Source organism: Cyanobium sp. BA20m-p-22, assembly GCF_024346275.1.
Classification (GTDB): Bacteria; Cyanobacteriota; Cyanobacteriia; order PCC-6307; family Cyanobiaceae; genus Cyanobium_A.
In genome coordinates this window covers 1-18,111 of record NZ_JAGQCQ010000033.1, presented here as the reverse complement: position 1 = coordinate 18,111, position 18,111 = coordinate 1, and the positions used below count along the sequence as shown (strand labels likewise).

Annotated in this window: 20 protein-coding genes; 10 read left to right on the top strand and 10 right to left on the bottom strand. The window is 60.3% G+C overall.

The genetic code is table 11. From position 1 onward, the window contains the following. The coding region (gene purM, locus KBZ15_RS04680; protein WP_255013773.1) for a phosphoribosylformylglycinamidine cyclo-ligase at nucleotides 1-1,016 on the bottom strand (1,016 nt) is incomplete at its 3' end. 396 nt (nucleotides 1,017-1,412) lie between these two features. Here purM and KBZ15_RS04675 point away from each other — a divergent pair. Both KBZ15_RS04675 and KBZ15_RS04670 read left to right on the top strand, forming a co-directional pair. Further along, complete coding sequence (locus tag KBZ15_RS04675) at nucleotides 1,413-1,964, top strand: septal ring lytic transglycosylase RlpA family protein (protein ID WP_255013772.1); 552 nt, start codon at nucleotides 1,413-1,415, stop codon at nucleotides 1,962-1,964. 60 nt (nucleotides 1,965-2,024) lie between these two features. Beyond that, nucleotides 2,025-3,602 (top strand): bifunctional pantoate--beta-alanine ligase/(d)CMP kinase, encoded by a 1,578-nt coding sequence (locus tag KBZ15_RS04670; protein WP_255013770.1) that lies wholly within the window; start codon nucleotides 2,025-2,027, stop codon nucleotides 3,600-3,602. Between the two features lie 12 nt (nucleotides 3,603-3,614). On the opposite strand, the gene KBZ15_RS04665 is transcribed toward KBZ15_RS04670, so the two are convergent. The 3 genes from KBZ15_RS04665 to KBZ15_RS04655 are packed head-to-tail and all read right to left on the bottom strand — an operon-like array spanning nucleotide 3,615 to nucleotide 5,556. Further along, nucleotides 3,615-4,091 (bottom strand): low molecular weight protein-tyrosine-phosphatase, encoded by a 477-nt coding sequence (locus tag KBZ15_RS04665; protein ID WP_255013768.1) that lies wholly within the window; start codon nucleotides 4,089-4,091, stop codon nucleotides 3,615-3,617. Beyond that, nucleotides 4,088-4,714 carry a HEAT repeat domain-containing protein gene (locus KBZ15_RS04660; protein WP_255013767.1) on the bottom strand — a complete coding sequence of 209 codons (627 nt, stop codon included), beginning with the start codon at nucleotides 4,712-4,714 and terminating at the stop codon, nucleotides 4,088-4,090. Before KBZ15_RS04660 ends, KBZ15_RS04665 begins: the two co-directional genes overlap by 4 nt. Nucleotides 4,715-4,728: 14 nt before the next feature. Next, nucleotides 4,729-5,556: a HEAT repeat domain-containing protein gene (locus KBZ15_RS04655; protein ID WP_255013766.1), complete on the bottom strand. Its 828-nt coding sequence runs from the start codon at nucleotides 5,554-5,556 to the stop codon at nucleotides 4,729-4,731. Nucleotides 5,557-5,854: 298 nt separating this feature from the next. Here KBZ15_RS04655 and KBZ15_RS04650 point away from each other — a divergent pair, with 298 nt between their 5' ends. Next, nucleotides 5,855-6,574, top strand: a complete 720-nt coding sequence (locus KBZ15_RS04650) for a heme oxygenase (biliverdin-producing) (protein ID WP_255013765.1) — start codon at nucleotides 5,855-5,857, stop codon at nucleotides 6,572-6,574. Nucleotides 6,575-6,601: 27 nt separating this feature from the next. On the opposite strand, the gene KBZ15_RS04645 is transcribed toward KBZ15_RS04650, so the two are convergent. After that, nucleotides 6,602-6,844 carry a hypothetical protein gene (locus KBZ15_RS04645; RefSeq protein ID WP_254931797.1) on the bottom strand — a complete coding sequence of 81 codons (243 nt, stop codon included), beginning with the start codon at nucleotides 6,842-6,844 and terminating at the stop codon, nucleotides 6,602-6,604. 134 nt (nucleotides 6,845-6,978) lie between these two features. On the opposite strand from KBZ15_RS04645, the gene KBZ15_RS04640 reads away from it, so the two are divergent. Continuing rightward, the gene (locus tag KBZ15_RS04640) at nucleotides 6,979-7,896 is read left to right on the top strand and encodes an NAD-dependent epimerase/dehydratase family protein (RefSeq protein ID WP_255013764.1); all 918 of its coding nucleotides are present in this window, start codon (nucleotides 6,979-6,981) and stop codon (nucleotides 7,894-7,896) included. Nucleotides 7,897-8,623: 727 nt separating this feature from the next. Further along, complete coding sequence (hemH, locus tag KBZ15_RS04635) at nucleotides 8,624-9,799, top strand: ferrochelatase (RefSeq protein ID WP_255013763.1); 1,176 nt, start codon at nucleotides 8,624-8,626, stop codon at nucleotides 9,797-9,799. A gap of 8 nt (nucleotides 9,800-9,807) precedes the next feature. On the opposite strand, the gene KBZ15_RS04630 is transcribed toward hemH, so the two are convergent. From KBZ15_RS04630 to KBZ15_RS04615, 4 genes are read right to left on the bottom strand one after another with little or no spacing between them, the layout of a single operon-like run. Beyond that, nucleotides 9,808-10,599: a phycoerythrobilin:ferredoxin oxidoreductase gene (locus KBZ15_RS04630; RefSeq protein WP_255013761.1), complete on the bottom strand. Its 792-nt coding sequence runs from the start codon at nucleotides 10,597-10,599 to the stop codon at nucleotides 9,808-9,810. Beyond that, the gene (locus KBZ15_RS04625; protein WP_255013760.1) at nucleotides 10,599-11,303 is read right to left on the bottom strand and encodes a 15,16-dihydrobiliverdin:ferredoxin oxidoreductase; all 705 of its coding nucleotides are present in this window, start codon (nucleotides 11,301-11,303) and stop codon (nucleotides 10,599-10,601) included. The genes KBZ15_RS04630 and KBZ15_RS04625 overlap by 1 nt, the downstream gene beginning before the upstream one ends. A 26-nt stretch (nucleotides 11,304-11,329) precedes the next feature. Continuing rightward, nucleotides 11,330-11,899, bottom strand: coding sequence for a phycobiliprotein lyase (locus tag KBZ15_RS04620; protein WP_255013759.1), 570 nt, complete (start codon nucleotides 11,897-11,899; stop codon nucleotides 11,330-11,332). Between the two features lie 51 nt (nucleotides 11,900-11,950). Next, nucleotides 11,951-12,205, bottom strand: coding sequence for a hypothetical protein (locus tag KBZ15_RS04615; protein ID WP_255013758.1), 255 nt, complete (start codon nucleotides 12,203-12,205; stop codon nucleotides 11,951-11,953). A gap of 803 nt (nucleotides 12,206-13,008) precedes the next feature. On the opposite strand from KBZ15_RS04615, the gene cpeB reads away from it, so the two are divergent. From cpeB to KBZ15_RS04600, 3 genes are all read left to right on the top strand, one after another. Next, the gene (gene cpeB, locus KBZ15_RS04610) at nucleotides 13,009-13,569 is read left to right on the top strand and encodes a class 1 C-phycoerythrin subunit beta (RefSeq protein ID WP_197148055.1); all 561 of its coding nucleotides are present in this window, start codon (nucleotides 13,009-13,011) and stop codon (nucleotides 13,567-13,569) included. A 62-nt stretch (nucleotides 13,570-13,631) separates the two neighbouring features. Next, nucleotides 13,632-14,126: a class 1 C-phycoerythrin subunit alpha gene (gene cpeA, locus KBZ15_RS04605; RefSeq protein ID WP_106632843.1), complete on the top strand. Its 495-nt coding sequence runs from the start codon at nucleotides 13,632-13,634 to the stop codon at nucleotides 14,124-14,126. 98 nt (nucleotides 14,127-14,224) lie between these two features. Beyond that, the gene (locus KBZ15_RS04600; RefSeq protein WP_255013756.1) at nucleotides 14,225-14,839 is read left to right on the top strand and encodes a HEAT repeat domain-containing protein; all 615 of its coding nucleotides are present in this window, start codon (nucleotides 14,225-14,227) and stop codon (nucleotides 14,837-14,839) included. A gap of 19 nt (nucleotides 14,840-14,858) precedes the next feature. On the opposite strand, the gene KBZ15_RS04595 is transcribed toward KBZ15_RS04600, so the two are convergent. Continuing rightward, nucleotides 14,859-15,698: a HEAT repeat domain-containing protein gene (locus KBZ15_RS04595; protein WP_255013755.1), complete on the bottom strand. Its 840-nt coding sequence runs from the start codon at nucleotides 15,696-15,698 to the stop codon at nucleotides 14,859-14,861. A 124-nt stretch (nucleotides 15,699-15,822) separates the two neighbouring features. Between KBZ15_RS04595 and KBZ15_RS04590 the strand changes: the two genes are divergently transcribed. Together KBZ15_RS04590 and KBZ15_RS04585 are read left to right on the top strand one after the other, a co-directional pair. After that, nucleotides 15,823-16,251 (top strand): DUF2656 family protein, encoded by a 429-nt coding sequence (locus tag KBZ15_RS04590; protein ID WP_255013754.1) that lies wholly within the window; start codon nucleotides 15,823-15,825, stop codon nucleotides 16,249-16,251. Between the two features lie 417 nt (nucleotides 16,252-16,668). Then, nucleotides 16,669-18,030 carry a HEAT repeat domain-containing protein gene (locus tag KBZ15_RS04585; RefSeq protein WP_255013753.1) on the top strand — a complete coding sequence of 454 codons (1,362 nt, stop codon included), beginning with the start codon at nucleotides 16,669-16,671 and terminating at the stop codon, nucleotides 18,028-18,030. The last annotated feature ends 81 nt before the right edge of the window (nucleotides 18,031-18,111 follow it).

Genomic DNA, 18,111 nt, shown 5'->3' with positions numbered 1-18,111 from the left:
AGGGGCTGGGCGCCTGCTTCGCCGCTGGCGACTTCTCCCAGCAGCCACGCCTGATAGCCAGCCTCCTGGCACACCGCAAGGGCTGCAGCGGCGGCAGCGGCTGGCACCACCAGGCAGTAGCCCACCCCAAGGTTAAAGGTGTTCCAGAGATCGGCCTCGGGCACCCCGCCTGCTTGCTGCAGCCAGGTGAATAGGGGTGGCCGCTCCCAGCTGCTGGGGTCTATCACCGCATGCACCCCTGCGGGAAGGCAGCGGGGCAGGTTCTCTGGCAGCCCCCCCCCAGTGATGTGGGCCATGCCGTGGATCGGCAGGCCACTGGCCAGTAGGTGTTTCACCAGGGCGCCGTAGAGGCGGGTGGGGGTGAGGAGGGCCTCAATCAGGGTTAGGTCGCTGCCGGGCAGAAGGGTGTGCCCATCGACCCCCTGATCCCTGAGGATGGATCGCACCAGGCTGAAACCATTGCTGTGAACGCCGCTGCTGGCGACAGCGAGGATGCGATCTCCGCCCTTCACTGCACTGCCATCGATCACGGCGTCAGCTTCCACCACGGCCAGGCAGAAGCCCGCCAGGTCGTAGCTGCCTGGGCCGTAGAAGCCGGGCATTTCAGCGGTTTCACCGCCCAGCAGGGCGCAGCCGCTCTGCTGGCAAGCCGCGGCGATGCCTTCCACCACTTCGGCCATGGCTGCGGGGCTGAGCTTGCCTGTGGCCATGTAATCAAGAAAAAACAGGGGCTCTGCGCCGCTGGTGATCACGTCGTTGACGCACATCGCCACCAGGTCGATGCCCACGTCGTGGTGCCGCCCATGGGCTTGGGCCAGTTCGAGTTTGGTGCCAACCCCATCGGTGCCTGCCACCAGCAAGGGCTGCCGCAGGCCGGCCGGCAGTCGGCAGAAGCCGCCGAACCCTCCCAGCCCGCCCACAACTTCGGGGCGACGGGTGGTCTCCACGCTGGCTCGAATCCGATCCACAAATGCCCTGCCTGCGGCCACGTCCACCCCTGCCGTGCGGTAATCCATGCGATCGAGGCCCATCGGGCGCTGGTGCCTGATCCTCTTACGCCGCCCCAGCCCAGCCCGTGGACGACCCGCCGATCGGCACACGTTCCCATCAGCTGCGCTTATCATGGTCATTTGGGCTGCTGATCTCCGCACGCATTGTCGAACCCGCTGAGCCCTGGCAGGGCCTGGGCTGGGGCATTTGATGACAAATTCTGATCGGTTTTGCGGATGGGATTCCTCAGCGAAGCCCCGGCGGAATCGGGTTACCTTTTCCCCGTCCCCAATTTTCTTAAGGAACTCCGAAGGCGAATTCGCAACCCAACTCCATTCAGTTTGGGAGCGGATCCAACGCTGACGAATCACTGAATTGCCTCTGGCTGGTGATTGTTGCTTCGGCAACGGGTTTCGTTTGTTATGCGATGCACCTTTTCTCTCGGGGCCCTTGCCCTACTTCTTCCAGGTAGTGCCTTGGTTCCCGCCATCGCTGAATCCAGTTTCGCCGCAACCCAAAACGAGGTTGCTGTCGTTGCTGCTTCCAGCTCAGCTGCCCCTGAACCCACTCCAGAGGTAGCCATCCGGGAGGCCGGCTCAGATGTTGTGCCCGATCAAGGGATCATCAAGCAGGCTCCTCCGACCCGCCTTGCCCCGGCAGCCAAGCCGGCTCCCCGGGTTCTCCACAGCTCCAACGGGCAAGCCAGCTGGTATGGGCCAGGTTTCTACGGAAACCGCACCGCCAACGGTGAGGTCTTGCGCCCCGGCAACATGACCGCTGCCCACCGCACCCTTCCCTTCGGCACCAAGGTGAAGGTCACCAACCTGTGGAATGGCCGCACCACCGTGGTGCGCATCAACGATCGCGGTCCCTTCCATGGCAACCGGGTCATCGACTTGGCCCATGGCGCCGCCCACAGCCTCGGTCTCACGGCCAGCGGCATCGCCCAGGTACGTCTTGACGTACTCCAGTGAGCTGAGCTGAGCGGCCATGAGCCCCTCGCCCATCCGCCAATCTGGCGGGTGGGTTTTTTATTGCCGGTTCGCCGTCTCCCCGTGCTTCTGCTCCACACCCGCGAAGACCTGGCCGCCTGGCGGCGCCAGCAGCTTGGCCCGGTCCATTTCGTTCCCACCATGGGGGCCCTGCATGGGGGGCACCGGCAGCTGATCATCCGGGCTGCCCAGCCCTTGGCTGGCGCGGCTCCAGCGGTGCTGGTGAGCATCTTCGTCAATCCCCTTCAATTTGGCCCCGGGGAAGACTTCCAGGCCTATCCCCGCGAGCTCAGCGCCGATGCGGCCCTGGCCGCCGCAGCTGGTGCCACCGCGCTGTTTGCCCCCAGCTTGGCCGAGTTCTATCCCCGGGGCGATACCGGCCTGACCCGGATCTTGCCCCCCCAGTTTCTGAGTGAGGGCCTCTGCGGCCGCCACCGGCCCCAGCACTTTGAGGGGGTGGCCACCGTGGTTACCCGCCTGCTGAGCCTGGTGCGCCCCGATTGCCTGCTGCTCGGCGAAAAGGATTGGCAGCAACTGGTGATCCTGCGGCGGGTGGTGGCGGATCTGGGCCTGCCGGTGCGGATACGGGGGTGCCCGACCGTGCGGGAGGCCGATGGACTGGCCTGCAGTTCCCGCAACCGGCGCCTTTCCCCCTCCCAGCGCCAGCAGGCCGCGGCGCTGCCGCTGGCCCTGGCCGCGGCAGCGGCCCAGGTGCGCACTGGAACCCATCGGGCCCAGGCGCTGACCGCCCAGTTGATCCAGCAGTTGGAGGCGGCCGGCCTGGAGGTGGAGTATGCGGAGTTGGTGGCGCCCCATAGCCTGGAGCCACTGCAGCAAGTGCAGGGCCTGGCCCTGCTCGCCGCCGCGGTGCACTGCGGTCCCAGCCGCCTGATCGACCATTGTTTGCTGATGTCCCGTCTGCCGATCGTCGCCATTGATGGACCAGCGGGGGCGGGCAAGAGCACCGTCACCCGGGCCTTCGCCAGGCGCATGGGTCTTGTCTATCTAGATACGGGCGCGATGTATCGGGCCCTCACCTGGTGGGTGCTGCGCCAGGGTGCCGACCCGGCCAATGCGGCGGCAGTGGAGCCCCTTTTGGATGGCCTGGATCTGCAGCTCAGTGCCGGCGCCGATGGCCAGCAGCTGGTGAGCATCAACGGCCACGACGTGACCGAGGCGATCCGCAGCCCGGAGGTCACGGCCCAGGTGTCGGCGGTGGCAGCCCATGGCTGGGTGCGCCAGGCCCTGACGGCCCAGCAGCAGGCCATGGGGCGCAAGGGGGGGCTGGTGGCCGAGGGCCGCGACATCGGCACCGCCGTTTTCCCCGCTGCGGAGCTCAAGGTGTTTCTCACGGCCACCGTTGGTGAGCGGGCCCGCCGCCGCGCCCAAGACCTGCAGCAGCGGGGTTTTGCGGTGCCCCCGCTGGCTGAGCTGGAGGCCCAGATAGCTGCCCGCGATCACCAGGATTCGAGCCGGGAGGTGGCGCCGCTGCGTCAGGCCGAGGATGCGGTGGAGCTCGTCACGGACGGCATGGCCATCGAGGCGGTGATCCAGGCCCTGGTGGACCTGTTCCGCCAGCGGGTTCCTGAGGAGGCCTGGCCGGCCGCTGACGGCGCCTAGTGGTTTAGTCGCTTAGACGTCTAGGGCCTGCAGCAGGCCGGCGCAGGCGTCGTCCAGCAGGTCGAGCACGTGCTCAAACCCATCGGCGCTGCCGTAATAGGGATCGGGCACCTCCAGAACCTTGAATCGGCTGCAGTAGCGCACCAGGGGTTCGATGCGGGCCTGGCCCCCAGGCTCGCCCCTGTGCTCCTGGGCCAGGGTTTGCACGTGGTCCAGGTTGGTGGCATCCATGGTGAGGATGTGATCAAAGCGCTCGAGGTCTGCTAGCTCCAGCTGGCGGGCCCGGCTGGTGAGGGCAATACCGCGGCGGCTGGCGGCTGCGCGCATGCGTGGATCGGCGGCCCTGCCCACATGCCAGCTCCCCGTACCGGCCGAATCCACCAGGAAACGGTCCGCCGCTCCAGCCTGGATCAGGTGGTGTACGAACACCCCTTCGGCGGCGGGGGAGCGACAGATATTGCCCAGGCAGACAAACAGCACCCGCTTCATTGCTGCTCCAGACGCAGGAGCGCCAGGTGCGCGCGCCGTTGCACCACAGGAGCGTTGTCTGCGGCCGCAGCCAGCAGGGTGACCAGCCCAGCTCGGGCCTGCTGCCATTCCGGTAGGCGGGGTGGAAGGCCAGCTGCCAGCAACTCCAGCCCCACTGCCACCGCGTAGCGCACCACCCACTCGCCGTCGCTGGTGGCGGCCAGTAGGGCTCCAAGGCACTGGCGCTGGACGACCTGCTGTTGGTCAGGGGGGAGCTCGGCCAGCTGCATCTGGCCAAGTCCCTTGGCGGCAGCCCGGCGCACGCTGGCAGCTACGTCGCTGCCGAGGGCATCGAGAAGCAGCTCTAGCCCGCGCACATCGCCGATGCCGGCGAGGGCCCTCACGGCCCAGGCCCGGGCCCCGTAGTTTTCTGGGTCGAGCTGCAATAGGGCATCCACAGCCGCTGTCCCCAGGCTGATCAGCCCCTCCACGGCGGCTACTGCCGCACCGGGGTTGTTGAAGCCCAACACTTCCACCAGCACCGGCGCTGCGCTGGCATCGGCGCTAGCGGCCAGTTCCTGGGTTGCACGCAGCAGGTCTTGGGCGCTGTCGGCCTGTTGCAAGGCGGTAATCTGGTCTGCCACCGGAGATACCTGGCTCACAGCAAGGCGTCCATGCAGGCCAGCAGGGCCTCGTCGCCGGGGTCGCCGTTGCCCTCTTCCACCAGCCCCCGCAGGGCCATCAATTTCAGACTGTTCTCGGCCAGGGTGGCGGCAATGGCTTGAAATCCGGGCCGCCAGCCTGCGGCACCAAGATCCATCAGGGCTGCCCGCCGCACCTGCAGCTGGGGATGGTCAAGTAGGTCCACAAGCAGCTCCCCCCAGCGCGCCTCACCGCTCAATTGCAGCAGGGTCCGCGCCGCAGCACTGCGGATCAGGGGGCGCTCGTGTTCGAGGAAGGGTTTCACCACGGCCAGCACCCGCGGCTCGTTGACGCCGATGTCGCCCAGGGCTTCCAGCAGGGCTTCGCAGGGTTCCACCAGGCGGGGGCTGTTGGCCTGCTGGGCGCCGGCCCCGGCGGGGCCGCTGGCTAGCTTCTCGCAGAGAGCGTCAATGGCTTCGCTGGCCGCGAGTTGACCCAGGGCTCGGGCTGCCGCTTCCCGTAGTCCGTCGTCGGCATCCTGCAGGGTGTCGAGTAGGTCGGGGATGGCCGTTTGCGCTGCTGGAGCCAGTTTGCCGAGGGCGCGGGCGGCATTGCGGGCTACCGCGTTCTCCTCCACGCCGTCTCCGCTATCCCTAGGCCGGCGTTGGCGCAGGGCTTGTTGCAACAGGGGCACCGCCTCCGGGTGCTGGCTGCGCATCCGGCCCAGCCACCAGGCTCCGTAGTACTGCTGGGAGGAGTCTTCGCTCTGGCGGAGCCGGCGCAGGGCTTCTTGTTCACTGATGGGTTCGCCTGCCTGGGGGGGGCTGGCGTCGGCGTCGACCATGGGTGCTGTCGCGAGACACGGGCTCCTGGTGATGTTGCCAGCCCCGGGGCTGGTTCGAAATTTCAGTTTGGGCATTATTCCGGCAGGTCCGCTGAAGCCCGGCTCTCAATGAGTGGGAGTCAGCCAGGCAGGCACCGCAATCACATAAAAGGGACTTACAAAGCATCGACTCAGCCGCAGGACCAATGCGAATGGCGGCCCTACCAGGCCAGTCGTGAACTCTTCGCAAAGGGGCAAACCAATTCAGGGTGCCCCCACTAAGTTGCTGCCGGCACACATGTTCTTGAGACTGGTACCTATGGCTGTTGCTCTCGCCTCCCAACTGCGTGAAGGCACCAAAAAAGCCCACACGATGGCGGAGAACACCGGCTTCGTGAGCTGCTTCCTCAAGGGGGTGGTGGATAAGGCCAGCTACCGCACCCTGGTGGCCGACCTTTATTTCGTCTACTCCGCCATGGAAGAGGAGATCGGGCGCCTGCGGGCCGAGGGGCATCCGGTGGTCGGCCCGGTGGGCTTCCCGGAGCTGAACCGCTGCGAAACCCTCGAGCAGGATCTCGCCTATTACTTCGGTGAAAGCTGGCGCAGTGCAGTGAAGGCCACGCCTGCCGCCCAGGAGTATGCGGCTCGCTTGCATCAGTTGGCCAAGGAGACCCCCGAGCTGCTGGTGGGTCACCACTACACCCGATATATCGGCGATCTGAGCGGCGGTCAGATCCTCAAGAACATCGCCCAGAAGGCGATGAATCTGGGCGAGCACGATGGCCTGCGTTTTTATGAGTTCGACGCTATCCCCGACGAGAAGGCCTTCAAGATCAACTACCGCGCCACCCTTGATGCCCTGCCGCTCGACCAGGCCATGGCCAATCGGATTGTGGAGGAGGCCAACCACGCCTTCCATCTGAACATGAAGATGTTCCAGGAGCTGGAGGGCAGCCTTATCGCCGCCATCGGCAAGGTGCTCTTTGGCTTCCTCACTCGCCGCCAGCGGGCCGGCAGCACCGATGTGGTGGCGGCCTGAAGATCAGCGGCGCCTGGTTCGGAACTATCAGTCCTCGATGAGATCAACGCTCACCAGCCTGGTGAGCTCTTCTGTAGTAGCTGGGTCGATGCTGCCTGGCTTGAAGTTGACCTGAAACCACCACTGGCGACCGTCCTTGCTCCGCCGCTCCACACGGAAGTTGGCCAGTCCCTGCTCCCGCAGTGCCAGTTGCAAAGCATCCCCGCTGCAGCCGACGCAACTGACGGACAGGGGCGGTAGCCCAGGCACTTCGACGCAATAGACGGGCATGGGCTTAAGGCGACAGTCCAGGCTCCCATAAGAACCGAACAGGAAGCCGGGGGGCCCCGATCCGTAGCCACAACAACGCAACCCCCCATCCGGCCGCCCTAAGGTTGCAAAACTTCATGGTTGGGTTTTGCACGATGACTTCTACCCCAGACCTGGCCTCCCTCTACCAGCGGCTGTCGCTCCAGGAGCGCCCCATCCTGCCCTCGGGTGAGCGTCGCGCGATCCTGGGTTGCGGCTATGTGGGCGAAGCGGTTGCCAAATCCTGGAAGCAGCAGGGGCATGCACTTTGGGGGACTACAACCCGGCGTGAACGCTTGGTAGAGCTGGCAGGCCTAGTCGAGAACCCGTTGGTTTTTGATTCCACGGATCCCTTCAGCAGCCTGGATTTCGCAGCAGATCTCGAAGGCATTTTGGTGTCCTTCGCTCCGTCGAAGAGTTCCAGTGTTGAGCTGAGCCAATACGAGCAGACCTTTCTTGGCGGCCTGCAACGGCTGATCGAAACGCTAAGCAGGCGGCCTGTCGGCTCGCCCCTGCAGCTTGTGCACCTCAGCAGCTGTGGCGTGTATGGCAATCGGCAGGGAGCGCTCACAAGTGAGGGCGATCCAACCGATTCGAATCATCCCGTGAATTCCGTGCTCGTGAGGGCAGAGCAGATGGTTGCTTCGGTTCGTTCAGAGTCTATTAAGGTCTGCGTGTTGCGCCTCGGTGGCATATACGGGCCTGGCCGCGATATTCCGGGCATGTTGCTCAGTGCCGCTGGCGGCCTGGTGCAGCGCAATGGCCTGAATGTGCCGTGCTGGATTCACCGCGACGACATCGTTCGGGGCATCAACTTTGCCTTTGACCAAGGTCTTGATGACACGTACAACCTGGTCAACGACACCCAGTGCAACGGCCAGGAGCTCACAGATCGGCTGTGTGAGCGCGCTGGCCTGCCACTAGCCAAGTGGTTGACCAGAGACACCAGCGATCGAATCCTCAATGCGCGGGTTAGCAATGCGAAGCTGAAACAGCTTGGCTTCAGCTTTGCTCATCCCTGCATGCTGGGCTGATGGCGGCGCTCTATCCAGCCCAAGGGGTTGTGATTAGGGTCAAACCATACTGCCAGCTGCGCAAAGTTTTGATAATCTGGTAAGCAGTCGAATTGGATCTTAAATGGATACTTTGGCAAGCTTCCGGCAGGCTGCAGATTAAATTATCTGCAAACAGACCATCTATTCATTCTTGACAAACCATTCGCCGCAGATTGACGGTAACTGCTGATCTGATGATGCGTTTCCCCCGCGCAGCACGCGGGTTTTGTTGCTGATGCCAGCTCGAGACCAGTCTTGAATACCACCTCCAGCAACTGAAACCTCGCATTCGGGGTCAGGCTTAACTTGTTGGCAGCGAATTGGTGTGGTTGCGATGGCTTCCAGAGGCATTGGCCCATCGGCTGCTGCCTAGTAAAGCGCAAGCCACCAGCATCGAACGACTCCGCACGCTGAAGAAGTTCACTTCATGTGATCAGAGGGGGCCCAGCGAAAAGTTCATGGTGGCCCGGAGGCAGCGCCCCGCTGTTGCTGGTGGAGCTGTACCAGTGGGGGCAAAACCGCCGCCAAGGCTGAGCTCCAGCCAACCCCACAGCGAGGTGGTGGTGAAAGATCCCCGGGGTGGGGGAGGGTCTTGATCCACTTCGATGTGAGGGCAGGGCCCTAAACGTTTCTTATTCAACCGAGCGAGTGCAGTTGCCAGCAGTTGTAGACCTAAGGTGTTGTTTGGCCCCATGATCGCCAAGCAATGGCCAAGGTAGGCGTGCTCCTGCTGAACCTCGGGGGTCCGGAGCGCATCCAGGACGTCGGCCCTTTTCTCTACAACCTGTTCTCGGATCCTGAAATCATCCGGCTACCCAACCCGGCCCTGCAGAAACCACTGGCCTGGCTGATCAGTAGCCTGCGGGCGAGTAAGTCGCAGGATGCTTATCGGTCCATTGGGGGCGGCTCACCACTGCGGCGAATCACTGGGCAGCAGGCGCGGGAGTTGCAGAGTAGCCTCCGCCTGCTTGGGATCGAGGCCACCACCTACGTGGCAATGCGCTACTGGCACCCCTTCACCGAATCGGCGGTGGCAGACATCAAAGCCGACGCCGTGGATGAGGTAGTGGTGCTGCCTCTTTACCCCCAATTCTCGATTAGCACCAGCGGCTCCAGCTTCAGGGAGCTTCAGCGTCTTCGCCAGTCTGATTCTGTTTTTGCAGCTTTGCCGATCCGATGCATCCGCAGCTATTACGATGACCGGGGCTACATCGGCGCCATGGCCGGGCTGATAGCGCGCGAGATCCAGGCCTGCCCAGACCCTGCCAGCGCCCACGTGTTCTTCAGTGCCCACGGCGTGCCCAGGAGCTACGTGGAGGAAGCGGGAGATCCATACCAAGGGGAGATCGAGACCTGCGCCCGGCTGATCATCGAGAATCTGGAGGCCACATTGGGCCACAGCAACTCTTTCACCCTCGCGTACCAGAGCAGGGTGGGCCCTGTGGAGTGGCTTAAGCCCTACACCGACGAGGCATTGGAGGAGCTGGGACGGCAGGGTGTGAAGGATCTGGTAGTTGTGCCGATCAGTTTTGTGAGCGAACACATCGAGACCCTCGAAGAGATCGACATCGAGTACCGCAAGCTGGCTTTCGAGTCGGGCATCACTAATTTTCGCCGTGTTCCGGCGCTCGACACCAACCCTGCGTTCATCCAGGGGCTTGCGCGACTCGTTCAACATGCCCTGGAAGGGCCCGAAGTGAATCTTGACCAGGCGGCCGCTCTGCCCAGCACTGTCAAGCTATACCCCCAAGATAAGTGGTCTTGGGGCTGGAACAACAGCTCAGAAGTGTGGAATGGCCGCTTAGCTATGCTCGGACTCTCCGCTTTTCTAGTGGAGCTGATCAGGGGCAGTGGGCCTCTTCATGCCCTCGGCTTGCTGTGATTTCCTTTTTACTTAGGGTAGTGTCTATCCAGATCAAACAACACCTCATGGATATATGTTTCGGTCCATTCTGCGCCATGAAAGCGGCTGAGCATCCCTCTCGCCGGGTCTTTCTCTGCCCGGTAGCAGGTGTAGCGCCGTTGGCCATTGAGCAATATCGCTGAGCGATCATCTGCTACGGGAGCCGCTTCATGCACGAGTTGTAAATAAAGTTTTAAGTACTCAGCAAAGGCTTGAAATATAACGGTGGCGATCAGCTCATCGGAGGCTGCTCCCAAAGGCAGGCGGGTCCAGAGAAATGCAGGCGAAAAGTAAGGTTCCGCTTCGGCAGGAATAGGCCCGCCATCGGGTAAGTGAGGTTTCCAGCTGTTAAAAATTGGGAGCAAGCGATCCCAGACAGGTTGGGTATGGAGGGAATCGCTGCGGTCGACTGGCTGCAGGTCAAGGGCAAGCAGATGGCCTGAGGGCAGCGTGACCAAATCGGCTCCGAAGAAAGGCAGATCAAAACGGCAGTGGGGATTGATAACTAGGTTCAGCACGGACGCTGCTGGCCCCGCTTCCACGCAGGCGGCCCTCACCTGGCGAAGCTTGTTGGTTTGACAGGCCCAGGTTGCAGTTTGCACAACTACAGGCTGTGCCTTCGAACCGGTGGATCCGATTTTTTGCAAAAACTGCTCCGGCACGGGGTAGGCGGCTGGCTCCAATGCTTGAAGCAATTCGACTGCATGATCAAGAAAGGGCTGCCAACGCCAATTGGCGATTCTGACCTGATCAAGACTGCATCTTTGCGGTGCTGTCATTACTGCTTGCTTGAGGGGAAGAGGAACTCGTGCAGGAAGCGATCCGACCAGGCCTTACCGAAATGGCTGCTAAACAGGCCGTGAGCCGGATCTCTTTCGGCGCTGTAGACATCGTATGCCTCTTGCAGGCTCCTAACCCTTTCTGCTGTAACTATGGAGGTGCGTTGGCCCGCTTCGGCACTGAGCTGCCAGTAGCAGTCGAGAAAGGCAGTGAAAGCCCTAGGCAACGATTCCTGCGCCTCCTCAGCTCCCCCACGGCAGAACAGCAGCCAGGGAGAAAAATATTGGTTTGGATCAAATGAACGCATGGCTTCAGCACCGTGAAGATCCGGGTGGCGAGAAATAAGATCCTTTAGACCTTGATAATAGGCGTCAAGATAATTTTGATCTTGTAGTAGTGGCTGAAAATCAAGGACTGCGACTAGCTTTCCGCGGGTGCCGAACCAAAGGAGATCGATTCCCATCAGGGGCTGATCGTTGTTGAATTCGGGATAGGCCACCGAATTCAACACCTGCAGGCTGTCCCCTGCGTCCAGCCTGGTCACCCTCCAGCGCCGGAAACCCGGCACATTCCAGAGCCAGCTTTGGATCACGCTCTGCCTCTTCAGGGATCGACACTCAGCTAGCCCCTCGGGTGGGGCAACGGGCTGCGCTCCCGACAGTTCCAGCTTGCTATTGAGCTCTTGCAAAAAAGGGTCAAACATTTCGGAGCGCTCAGGTGCAGGGTGGGTTAACTGAAACCGGCGGCCAGGGAATTGGCGCTTTCCCGAAGCGCCTGCAAAGTTGCGTCGGAGGGGCAACGAAGCTCCGTGCAGTAGGTGGTCATCGTCACACCATCGAGGCACTGCACCGAGCTCACCCGCATGCGCACCTGATCCGTGACGAACCAGCAGCGCTCCGTTCCGACATTGCTGTCATAGCGCGTGGTCACAGTCATGACGCCATCGGAGGAAAAGGTGTATTGACTGAGGACGGGCTGCTTTTCCACGTATCCCTTGTCACGGACCAGAAAACCCTGAGAGGGATCTCCTGCCAGAGGTATATCTATTAATACAGCCGCTTGGTCTTCTGTTCTAGCCAGGGGTTTTAGATTGCTTTCCCACCAGAAACGGGCCCCCCCTGCTGCTAGCTCAGGGTTAATTTTTAGAGTAAGGCATATCTGCTCGATGGCTGGATCCTGCGCGGAGAAGGGCTCGATAACAAGGTTGGAATTGCCGAATTCATCATCTTGGTGGTCGAGGTGGTGTACGGCCCGTCGCGTCAGCCAGACCCCTCGACTGGCCGCCAAGAACTGGTCCATAGTTCGGGCTGGGTCCATGGGTGCCACGGGCATTGAGAGGGGGATGGGAAGTTAAACCTGTTCGGACTTCTGGGCCTCAAGCTGAGCCAGAATTGCTTCTATCTTTTGCAATTCGGGATGCTGAGCCAGGGTGAATTCCACTTGCTTCTGAGGAAGCTTGAGTCTCTGACCCATTCCGATTACGTCTTTGACAAGACGATCGCGGTAGGCCGCGAGCTGATCAATCGACTCCTCCAACTCCTGGCGGCTGGGATCGGATGCGTTGATTGCAGACGTGTCGGCGCGAGCGGTGGTGCCGTCGGACATGGGTTGCATAGCGCGAAGCTCAGCATACGGAGTCGACCGCTGCGATCCACCAAAACAGCTGCTCCGTTCACCAGGGCTGCTTGGTTGTGGCGGATCGCCCCCAGCAGGGCGGCCGGGTCGCATTGTTGCTGCAGCTTCTCGATGCGTTGGCGGCCCATGCGGCCCATGCATCCCCCATCGCAGCAGCCGATCAGCTGGGCTGAGCGGTTCGTCATCGCGGCTGGGGAGCGGGACACATTTGCTCCAACCATGGGCACTCTGGTGACGTTGCGCAAGCAGCGGCGCCGATCCTGACCGCCCTGGGCAAAGCGAGCCGGTCGAATCCTCAGGTGACCATGGCGCTCAAGAGCCTCCACAAGCGTGGGCAACACCGCCGCGAGGCGTTTGCCGCAGCGATGGTCGCTGGCCTCCCACAGGGTCTCCAGGAGTTGCATCACTCGGGGCCATAGCGCTTCCAGCCGGCAGCAACCGCAGCCCCGATTTGCGGTGATACCCGCTCAGTGCTGCATCCATGGTGAAAATGGAAGAAAAGATAAATCTCCCAGCGCTTTGTTCCCCGATTGGGTGGGAGTGCGTCCTTCCCCTTGCCAAAACCCTTTGCCAGCGCGCCCTTTTCAAGCGCGTCCGCGATGGGTGACGAAAGTTTGCATGATTGCGTTGATGGGGGCCCTGAGGCTGGAGATAGCCGTAGTTTCCCCTTACGCCTTCTCCGAGAGGCAGCTAAGCCATGCAGACCTAAACAGATCTAACGATCTTCACTGGCTGTCAATTGGCTGAGCACAAGAACCCCTGGCCCCCTTCCCATGCTCGACGCCTTTTCACGCGCTGTCGTCAGCGCAGATTCGAAGACTGCCCCGATTGGAGGCGGTGAGCTCGCTGCTCTCCGTAACTATGTTGCTGAAGGCAATAAGCGTCTTGACGCTGTCAACGCCATCACCAGCAACGCCTCCTGCATCGTTTCAGATGCGGTCACCGGCATGATCTGCGAAAACACTGGCCTTATCCAGGCTGGTGGCAACTGCTATCCCAACCGCCGCATGGCTGCCTGCCTGCGCGACGGTGAAATTGTGCTCCGCTACATCAGCTACGCCCTGCTGGCCGGCGACGCCTCGGTTTTGGACGACCGCTGCCTGAACGGCCTCAAGGAGACCTACATCGCTCTGGGCGTTCCCCTTCAGTCTGCCGCCCGCGCCGTGGCCATCATGAAGGCTTCTTCCACAGCTCACATTAACGAGACAAACACCAGCGGCACCAACCCTGTGGAAACCCGTTTCCGCAAGATGGAAACCGTTCAAGGCGACTGCTCCGCTCTAGTGGCTGAAGCTGCTACCTACTTTGACCGTGTGATCAGCGGCCTCAGCTGATTCATCCGAAGAGATTGCTTTCTTCTCAACCATTACTTCTTTATTAAACGAGGATCTCCAAGATGAAGTCTGTTGTGACCACTGTTGTGACCGCCGCTGATGCCGCTGGTCGCTTCCCTTCCCAGAACGACCTAGAAGCTGTTCAGGGCAACATTCAGCGAGCTACGGCTCGTCTAGAAGCTGCTGAAAAGCTGGCTGCCGGTCTGGACAAAGTGACTAAGGAAGCCGGTGACGCCTGCTTCAGCAAGTACCCCTACCTCAAGCAGGCCGGCGAAGCTGGTGAGAACCAGGTCAAGGTGGACAAGTGCTACCGCGATATCGCTCACTATCTGCGTCTGATCAACTACTGCCTGGTGGTGGGCGGCACTGGCCCTCTCGATGAGTGGGGCATTGCCGGAGCCCGTGAGGTGTACCGCACCCTGCGTCTCCCTACCGCTGCTTACGTGGAAGCGCTCACCTTCACCCGCGATCGGGCTTGCTCCCCTCGTGACATGAGCCCCCAAGCTCTCAATGAGTTGAAGTCGTACCTTGATTACGCAATCAACGCCCTCTCCTGATCAGTTTCTGATTAATTGTTGAGGACAAACCAGGGAGGCCTTAGGGCCTCCTTTTTTTTAAGTAAATGAGCCCTCTCATCCCCCTCCCCTCGATAGAAATGGAAGCGTTGGATATCTTGTTTGAGGACCTTGCCCACCCTAATCCTTATATTCAAAGCCAGGCTTTTATGGCTATGGTTAGGGATTGGCCCCAGCAGGCGCTTCCTCGCCTGCTGGGCTTGTTGGCCCAGCCGGACATAACTTTACGCAGGGCGTCTGTTCGGGGCATTGGCGCCTTTGGCGCCGCTGCCTTGCTGCCCTTAGCTGATCTACTCCTGGCCAGCACGGACAGCACTATCCGCGCGAGCTGCGTGAAGGCCTATGCCCAGGTGGCTTCAAACCAGCCTGGGATACATTTCCCCGATTCTGCGATGCAGGCCCTCGAGGAGGCACTTGGCGACGACTCACCGGTTGTGGCTGTAGCTACGGTGATGGCCCTTGGGCAGGTGGGTGGGCAGGCGGTGCCGCTGTTGCTGAGAGTGGTGGGCGGAGATAATCCAGCCCAGGCGGTAGCAGCTGTCAATGCGCTTGCCCAGATTGATGATCCTGCAATTGAACGGACTCTTAGAGATCTGCAGAAGCAACCACAGCTAGACAGTTATGTGCGCGAGACGCTTGAATCAGCCCTCGCTCGAATTAGGGACCTGCAAGCCCGCCAACCTCAGCCGGGCTGACGCGAGACAATTGCCAACCTCACTTGCTCAGCTGACTGATTGCTAGTTCCAGCACTAACCTGACACCAGGTTGTTCTTCCTGCTCCACACTTGCTTTTAAGGCAGGCAATGCATCCTTGGCCCCTAGCTTCATCAGCGATAGAGCAGCGTTTTTGCGGACCTGTTCTTCCGGGTCGGTTAGCAGCGGGAGCAGGCGCGGGCATGCCCATTCGGGCTCTTGCAGCTTGCCCATCAGTGTTGCAGCTTCTGCCCTCACCTCGGAGTCCAGGTCATCCAGCGCGGTTAGAAGCAGCTGTCTCGCCTGGTCATCCCCCAAAGCCTGGATCTGTTCGCCGAGAGCTGCTATTGCTGCCGCTCTTATCCTGGCATCAGGTGAGCTGGCTGCTTGGCGAAGTGCCTCGGGAGCCCTGGCGCCGATAAAAGCGATCCCCCAGCTGGCCAGCCCTTGCTGTATGGCTGAGGCTTCTGGATGAACCAGCACTGAGAGGAGTGGCTCGAGAGCCTGGTCGCCGACTGCGGCCATCGCTCCGACAGCTGATCCCTGCACCACGGGATCCGAATCTGAGAGAAGGGTTTCGAGTAAAACGGGCAAGGCAGAGGGATCTGCAATCAGGGTCAGAGTTTTCGCTGCAGCGCGGCGAACGGTGACGTTGTCGTGAGACCGTAATGCACGGCAGAGTGTTGGCACTGCTGCTGAACCCACTGCTCCAAGGCTTTCGGCAAAGGTGAGCCGCATTAAGCCTCTGGTATCGCCGAGACCAGCAACCATGCGCTCAATTGCTGGGCTATCGGAGGCGGGAACTAGCCCCTGGCGAAGTTGGGAACGAAGCTCTGCAGCCAGAATGTTGGCTTCCTCCACGCTCAGTTGCTGGTTCCCAGATGCGGGGGCAGTGGACAACTCGGTAGACAAGGGACCCTCCTATCAAGCAAAATTATCAGGGATAGCCATGGCTTTCCTATGGTGGGCTTAACAAGACCAAGACATGACACGTTTTTTGCTCTCCCACAACCTTCAGGTAGTTTCCGAAAACCTGAAAGGCCTGAACTCCGCCGATCTGGCGGCTGGCCTTGTTGCACACCTACCCACCGATGTCCATGTTCAGGCACTGAGCCACCCCCACTGGTTGGTTCAGGTGGAAGCGGATCTGCTGCCCATCGATCTGGCCAATGCTGTACTCCAGGCCTGGCGTCAGCTCCGCTGCTCTGCAGGCGCTGCAGATGATGCGTGCCAGCTGTTGGCCTTGGGTGGACGCAAGGACGATCAAGCCGCCTCTGGAGCTTTGCTGCAGAGGAGTGACTGGGGGGTCGATGTGGTGGAGACTCTGAACGCTGCCGCTTTCCTTCAGTCGATTAACTGGGAACTGCTCAAGCAGGGGCGTTCTCCGGATGGTGTGTTCGAGCTCCATGGCTGAGCTGGGCTACTTGCGGCGGCGGCGAGTTGATTGCTGGCCAGGCTTGGGTGGCTCGCCAAGTTCCATGGCCACTCTGGCCGCCACTCCGGAAGCCGAGGTGGCCGCCTCAAACAGGCTCACTGATGTAACAGGGATCCCGTTCTGGTGGAGTTGCTGCAAAGTGTGGCTCAGCATATGGGGCGGAACCCGGAGCTTCTGAACAGCCCTCTGGGGTGTTTCGGATTTGATGCTAGTAACAAGCAGAAGTGCACCACATTGATAGGGACCCATTGTGCCTCTAACTTAAACTGCTTCATGTTGATCGCTTCCTGGCTGGATTGGATCAAGATACATAACTCTTAAACTTTCAGCGGTGTTGCCCCGCCGGCTATCAGAGTTGGAATCAGCTCTTGCTTGAGCTCCGCAGCTTCGACTACTTTGACCTCTGAGGATAGTATTTTGGCCAGCTCCAGCAACAGTTATGACAATATTCATCCAGGCCTCAGCCACCACGGTGCGCTCGCCATTCTTGAGCAATCTCTTGACTCGCTCGATTCTGCTAGCGATTACTACATGGCGGTCGCACATCTCGTAAATTTTCCTGGCAATAAAACGGAGGAGGCTTTATTGCGGCTAATCGAGACTTCTTCGTCCGAACAGGCGGTCAATCTTGCGCGCCGCAAAGCGGTCGAAGTTTTGGGCCGGCTTGGAGTTCAACGGGCCATCCCCAGCATTGGGCGTTGCCTAAGGAGCAATGATCACTACCTCGTTGAAAATGCCGCCTGGGCCCTTCTTCAGCTCAATTGCCAGGATGTTGAACTCCATCAGGAGATGTGCCTGCTACTCAATGATCCAGCCCAGAGCCGCAGGGTTCTTATTCAGGCTCTTTCCGGGTTAGAAGTGCACACGGCCTTGCCCGTGCTTCAATCGCTGCAAGATGAGGCGAATCCAGGGGTTCGAGGGGCTGCTTTAGCCGGGGTTGCACAGCTTAGTGGCGATAATAGTCGCCTTAAAGAGTTGGAAGACCACCTGACCCTGCCGAACCAAATGGACCGGCAGTCGGCAATTCAGGATTTAATTGAATGTCGAGCTACATATCTATTGCCCTCGATCCTCAAGGCGCCCGTGTCCCCTGTGTTTAGGTTGCGCGCTCTGCGGACACTCTGGCCGGGCCAAGACAAAGCACACGCAGGCCTCGACCTGCTTACTTGTTTGGATTCGCTTATGTGGGATCAGCCAGAAGTTTTGGTCTTGGCGCACTGCTACGACACTGAACCCACCACGATATTTCTATTTGAGGAATTTTTTGGTACTGACTTTAGCCGTTGCTACCTAGCATTGTCCACATTGAAGCATAGGCCAGCAGAGGAGCTTTGGCCTATTTTCTGGAAGCGATGGCAGGAGGATGCTTACAATGATTATGGTGCACACTATTTCTTCATTCAGCTTCTTGGCAGTTTGGACGACTGGCCTTCCGCTGCCACCTCCACCATTGAGTCGCTTCTGCTGGAAGCCATGCACAGCAAGCGACCGCAATTTAGCAAGTCAAAAGTGGCTGCTTGTCTGACATTGAATAAGCATTTTCCTGATATATGGTGCAAAAGTGTGCAGCAGCTTTTATCTTCCGATCTCACAGCAAGCTGGGAGCTGCGTTACGCTGCATTGATGGGCCTTGGTTCAATTGATTTTGGGAATAACCATGAAATATTTCAGCTCTTAAAGAACGATTTATCCGTTCAGGATCCTGATCCTTTTGTAGATCGTAGACGTCAATTGCTAATTTCCGAAAACCGTGTCTGAAAGGAACCACGTTCAGCCCAGTAGCGTTGAATTTCCAAGCCTTTGGGCCTCGGCACAGCTGCTTCAGCTCTCAGGATCTTG

Coding starts and splice junctions, on each gene's coding strand:
- KBZ15_RS04675 (WP_255013772.1), top strand. CDS start 1,413: ATGCGATGCACCTTTTCTCTCGGGGCCCTTGCCCTACTTCTTCCAGGT.
- KBZ15_RS04665 (WP_255013768.1), bottom strand. CDS start 4,091: ATGAAGCGGGTGCTGTTTGTCTGCCTGGGCAATATCTGTCGCTCCCCC.
- KBZ15_RS04655 (WP_255013766.1), bottom strand. CDS start 5,556: ATGGTCGACGCCGACGCCAGCCCCCCCCAGGCAGGCGAACCCATCAGT.
- KBZ15_RS04650 (WP_255013765.1), top strand. CDS start 5,855: ATGGCTGTTGCTCTCGCCTCCCAACTGCGTGAAGGCACCAAAAAAGCC.
- KBZ15_RS04645 (WP_254931797.1), bottom strand. CDS start 6,844: ATGCCCGTCTATTGCGTCGAAGTGCCTGGGCTACCGCCCCTGTCCGTC.
- KBZ15_RS04640 (WP_255013764.1), top strand. CDS start 6,979: ATGACTTCTACCCCAGACCTGGCCTCCCTCTACCAGCGGCTGTCGCTC.
- hemH (WP_255013763.1), top strand. CDS start 8,624: ATGGCCAAGGTAGGCGTGCTCCTGCTGAACCTCGGGGGTCCGGAGCGC.
- KBZ15_RS04630 (WP_255013761.1), bottom strand. CDS start 10,599: ATGACAGCACCGCAAAGATGCAGTCTTGATCAGGTCAGAATCGCCAAT.
- KBZ15_RS04625 (WP_255013760.1), bottom strand. CDS start 11,303: ATGTTTGACCCTTTTTTGCAAGAGCTCAATAGCAAGCTGGAACTGTCG.
- KBZ15_RS04620 (WP_255013759.1), bottom strand. CDS start 11,899: ATGGACCAGTTCTTGGCGGCCAGTCGAGGGGTCTGGCTGACGCGACGG.
- KBZ15_RS04615 (WP_255013758.1), bottom strand. CDS start 12,205: ATGTCCGACGGCACCACCGCTCGCGCCGACACGTCTGCAATCAACGCA.
- cpeB (WP_197148055.1), top strand. CDS start 13,009: ATGCTCGACGCCTTTTCACGCGCTGTCGTCAGCGCAGATTCGAAGACT.
- cpeA (WP_106632843.1), top strand. CDS start 13,632: ATGAAGTCTGTTGTGACCACTGTTGTGACCGCCGCTGATGCCGCTGGT.
- KBZ15_RS04600 (WP_255013756.1), top strand. CDS start 14,225: ATGGAAGCGTTGGATATCTTGTTTGAGGACCTTGCCCACCCTAATCCT.
- KBZ15_RS04590 (WP_255013754.1), top strand. CDS start 15,823: ATGACACGTTTTTTGCTCTCCCACAACCTTCAGGTAGTTTCCGAAAAC.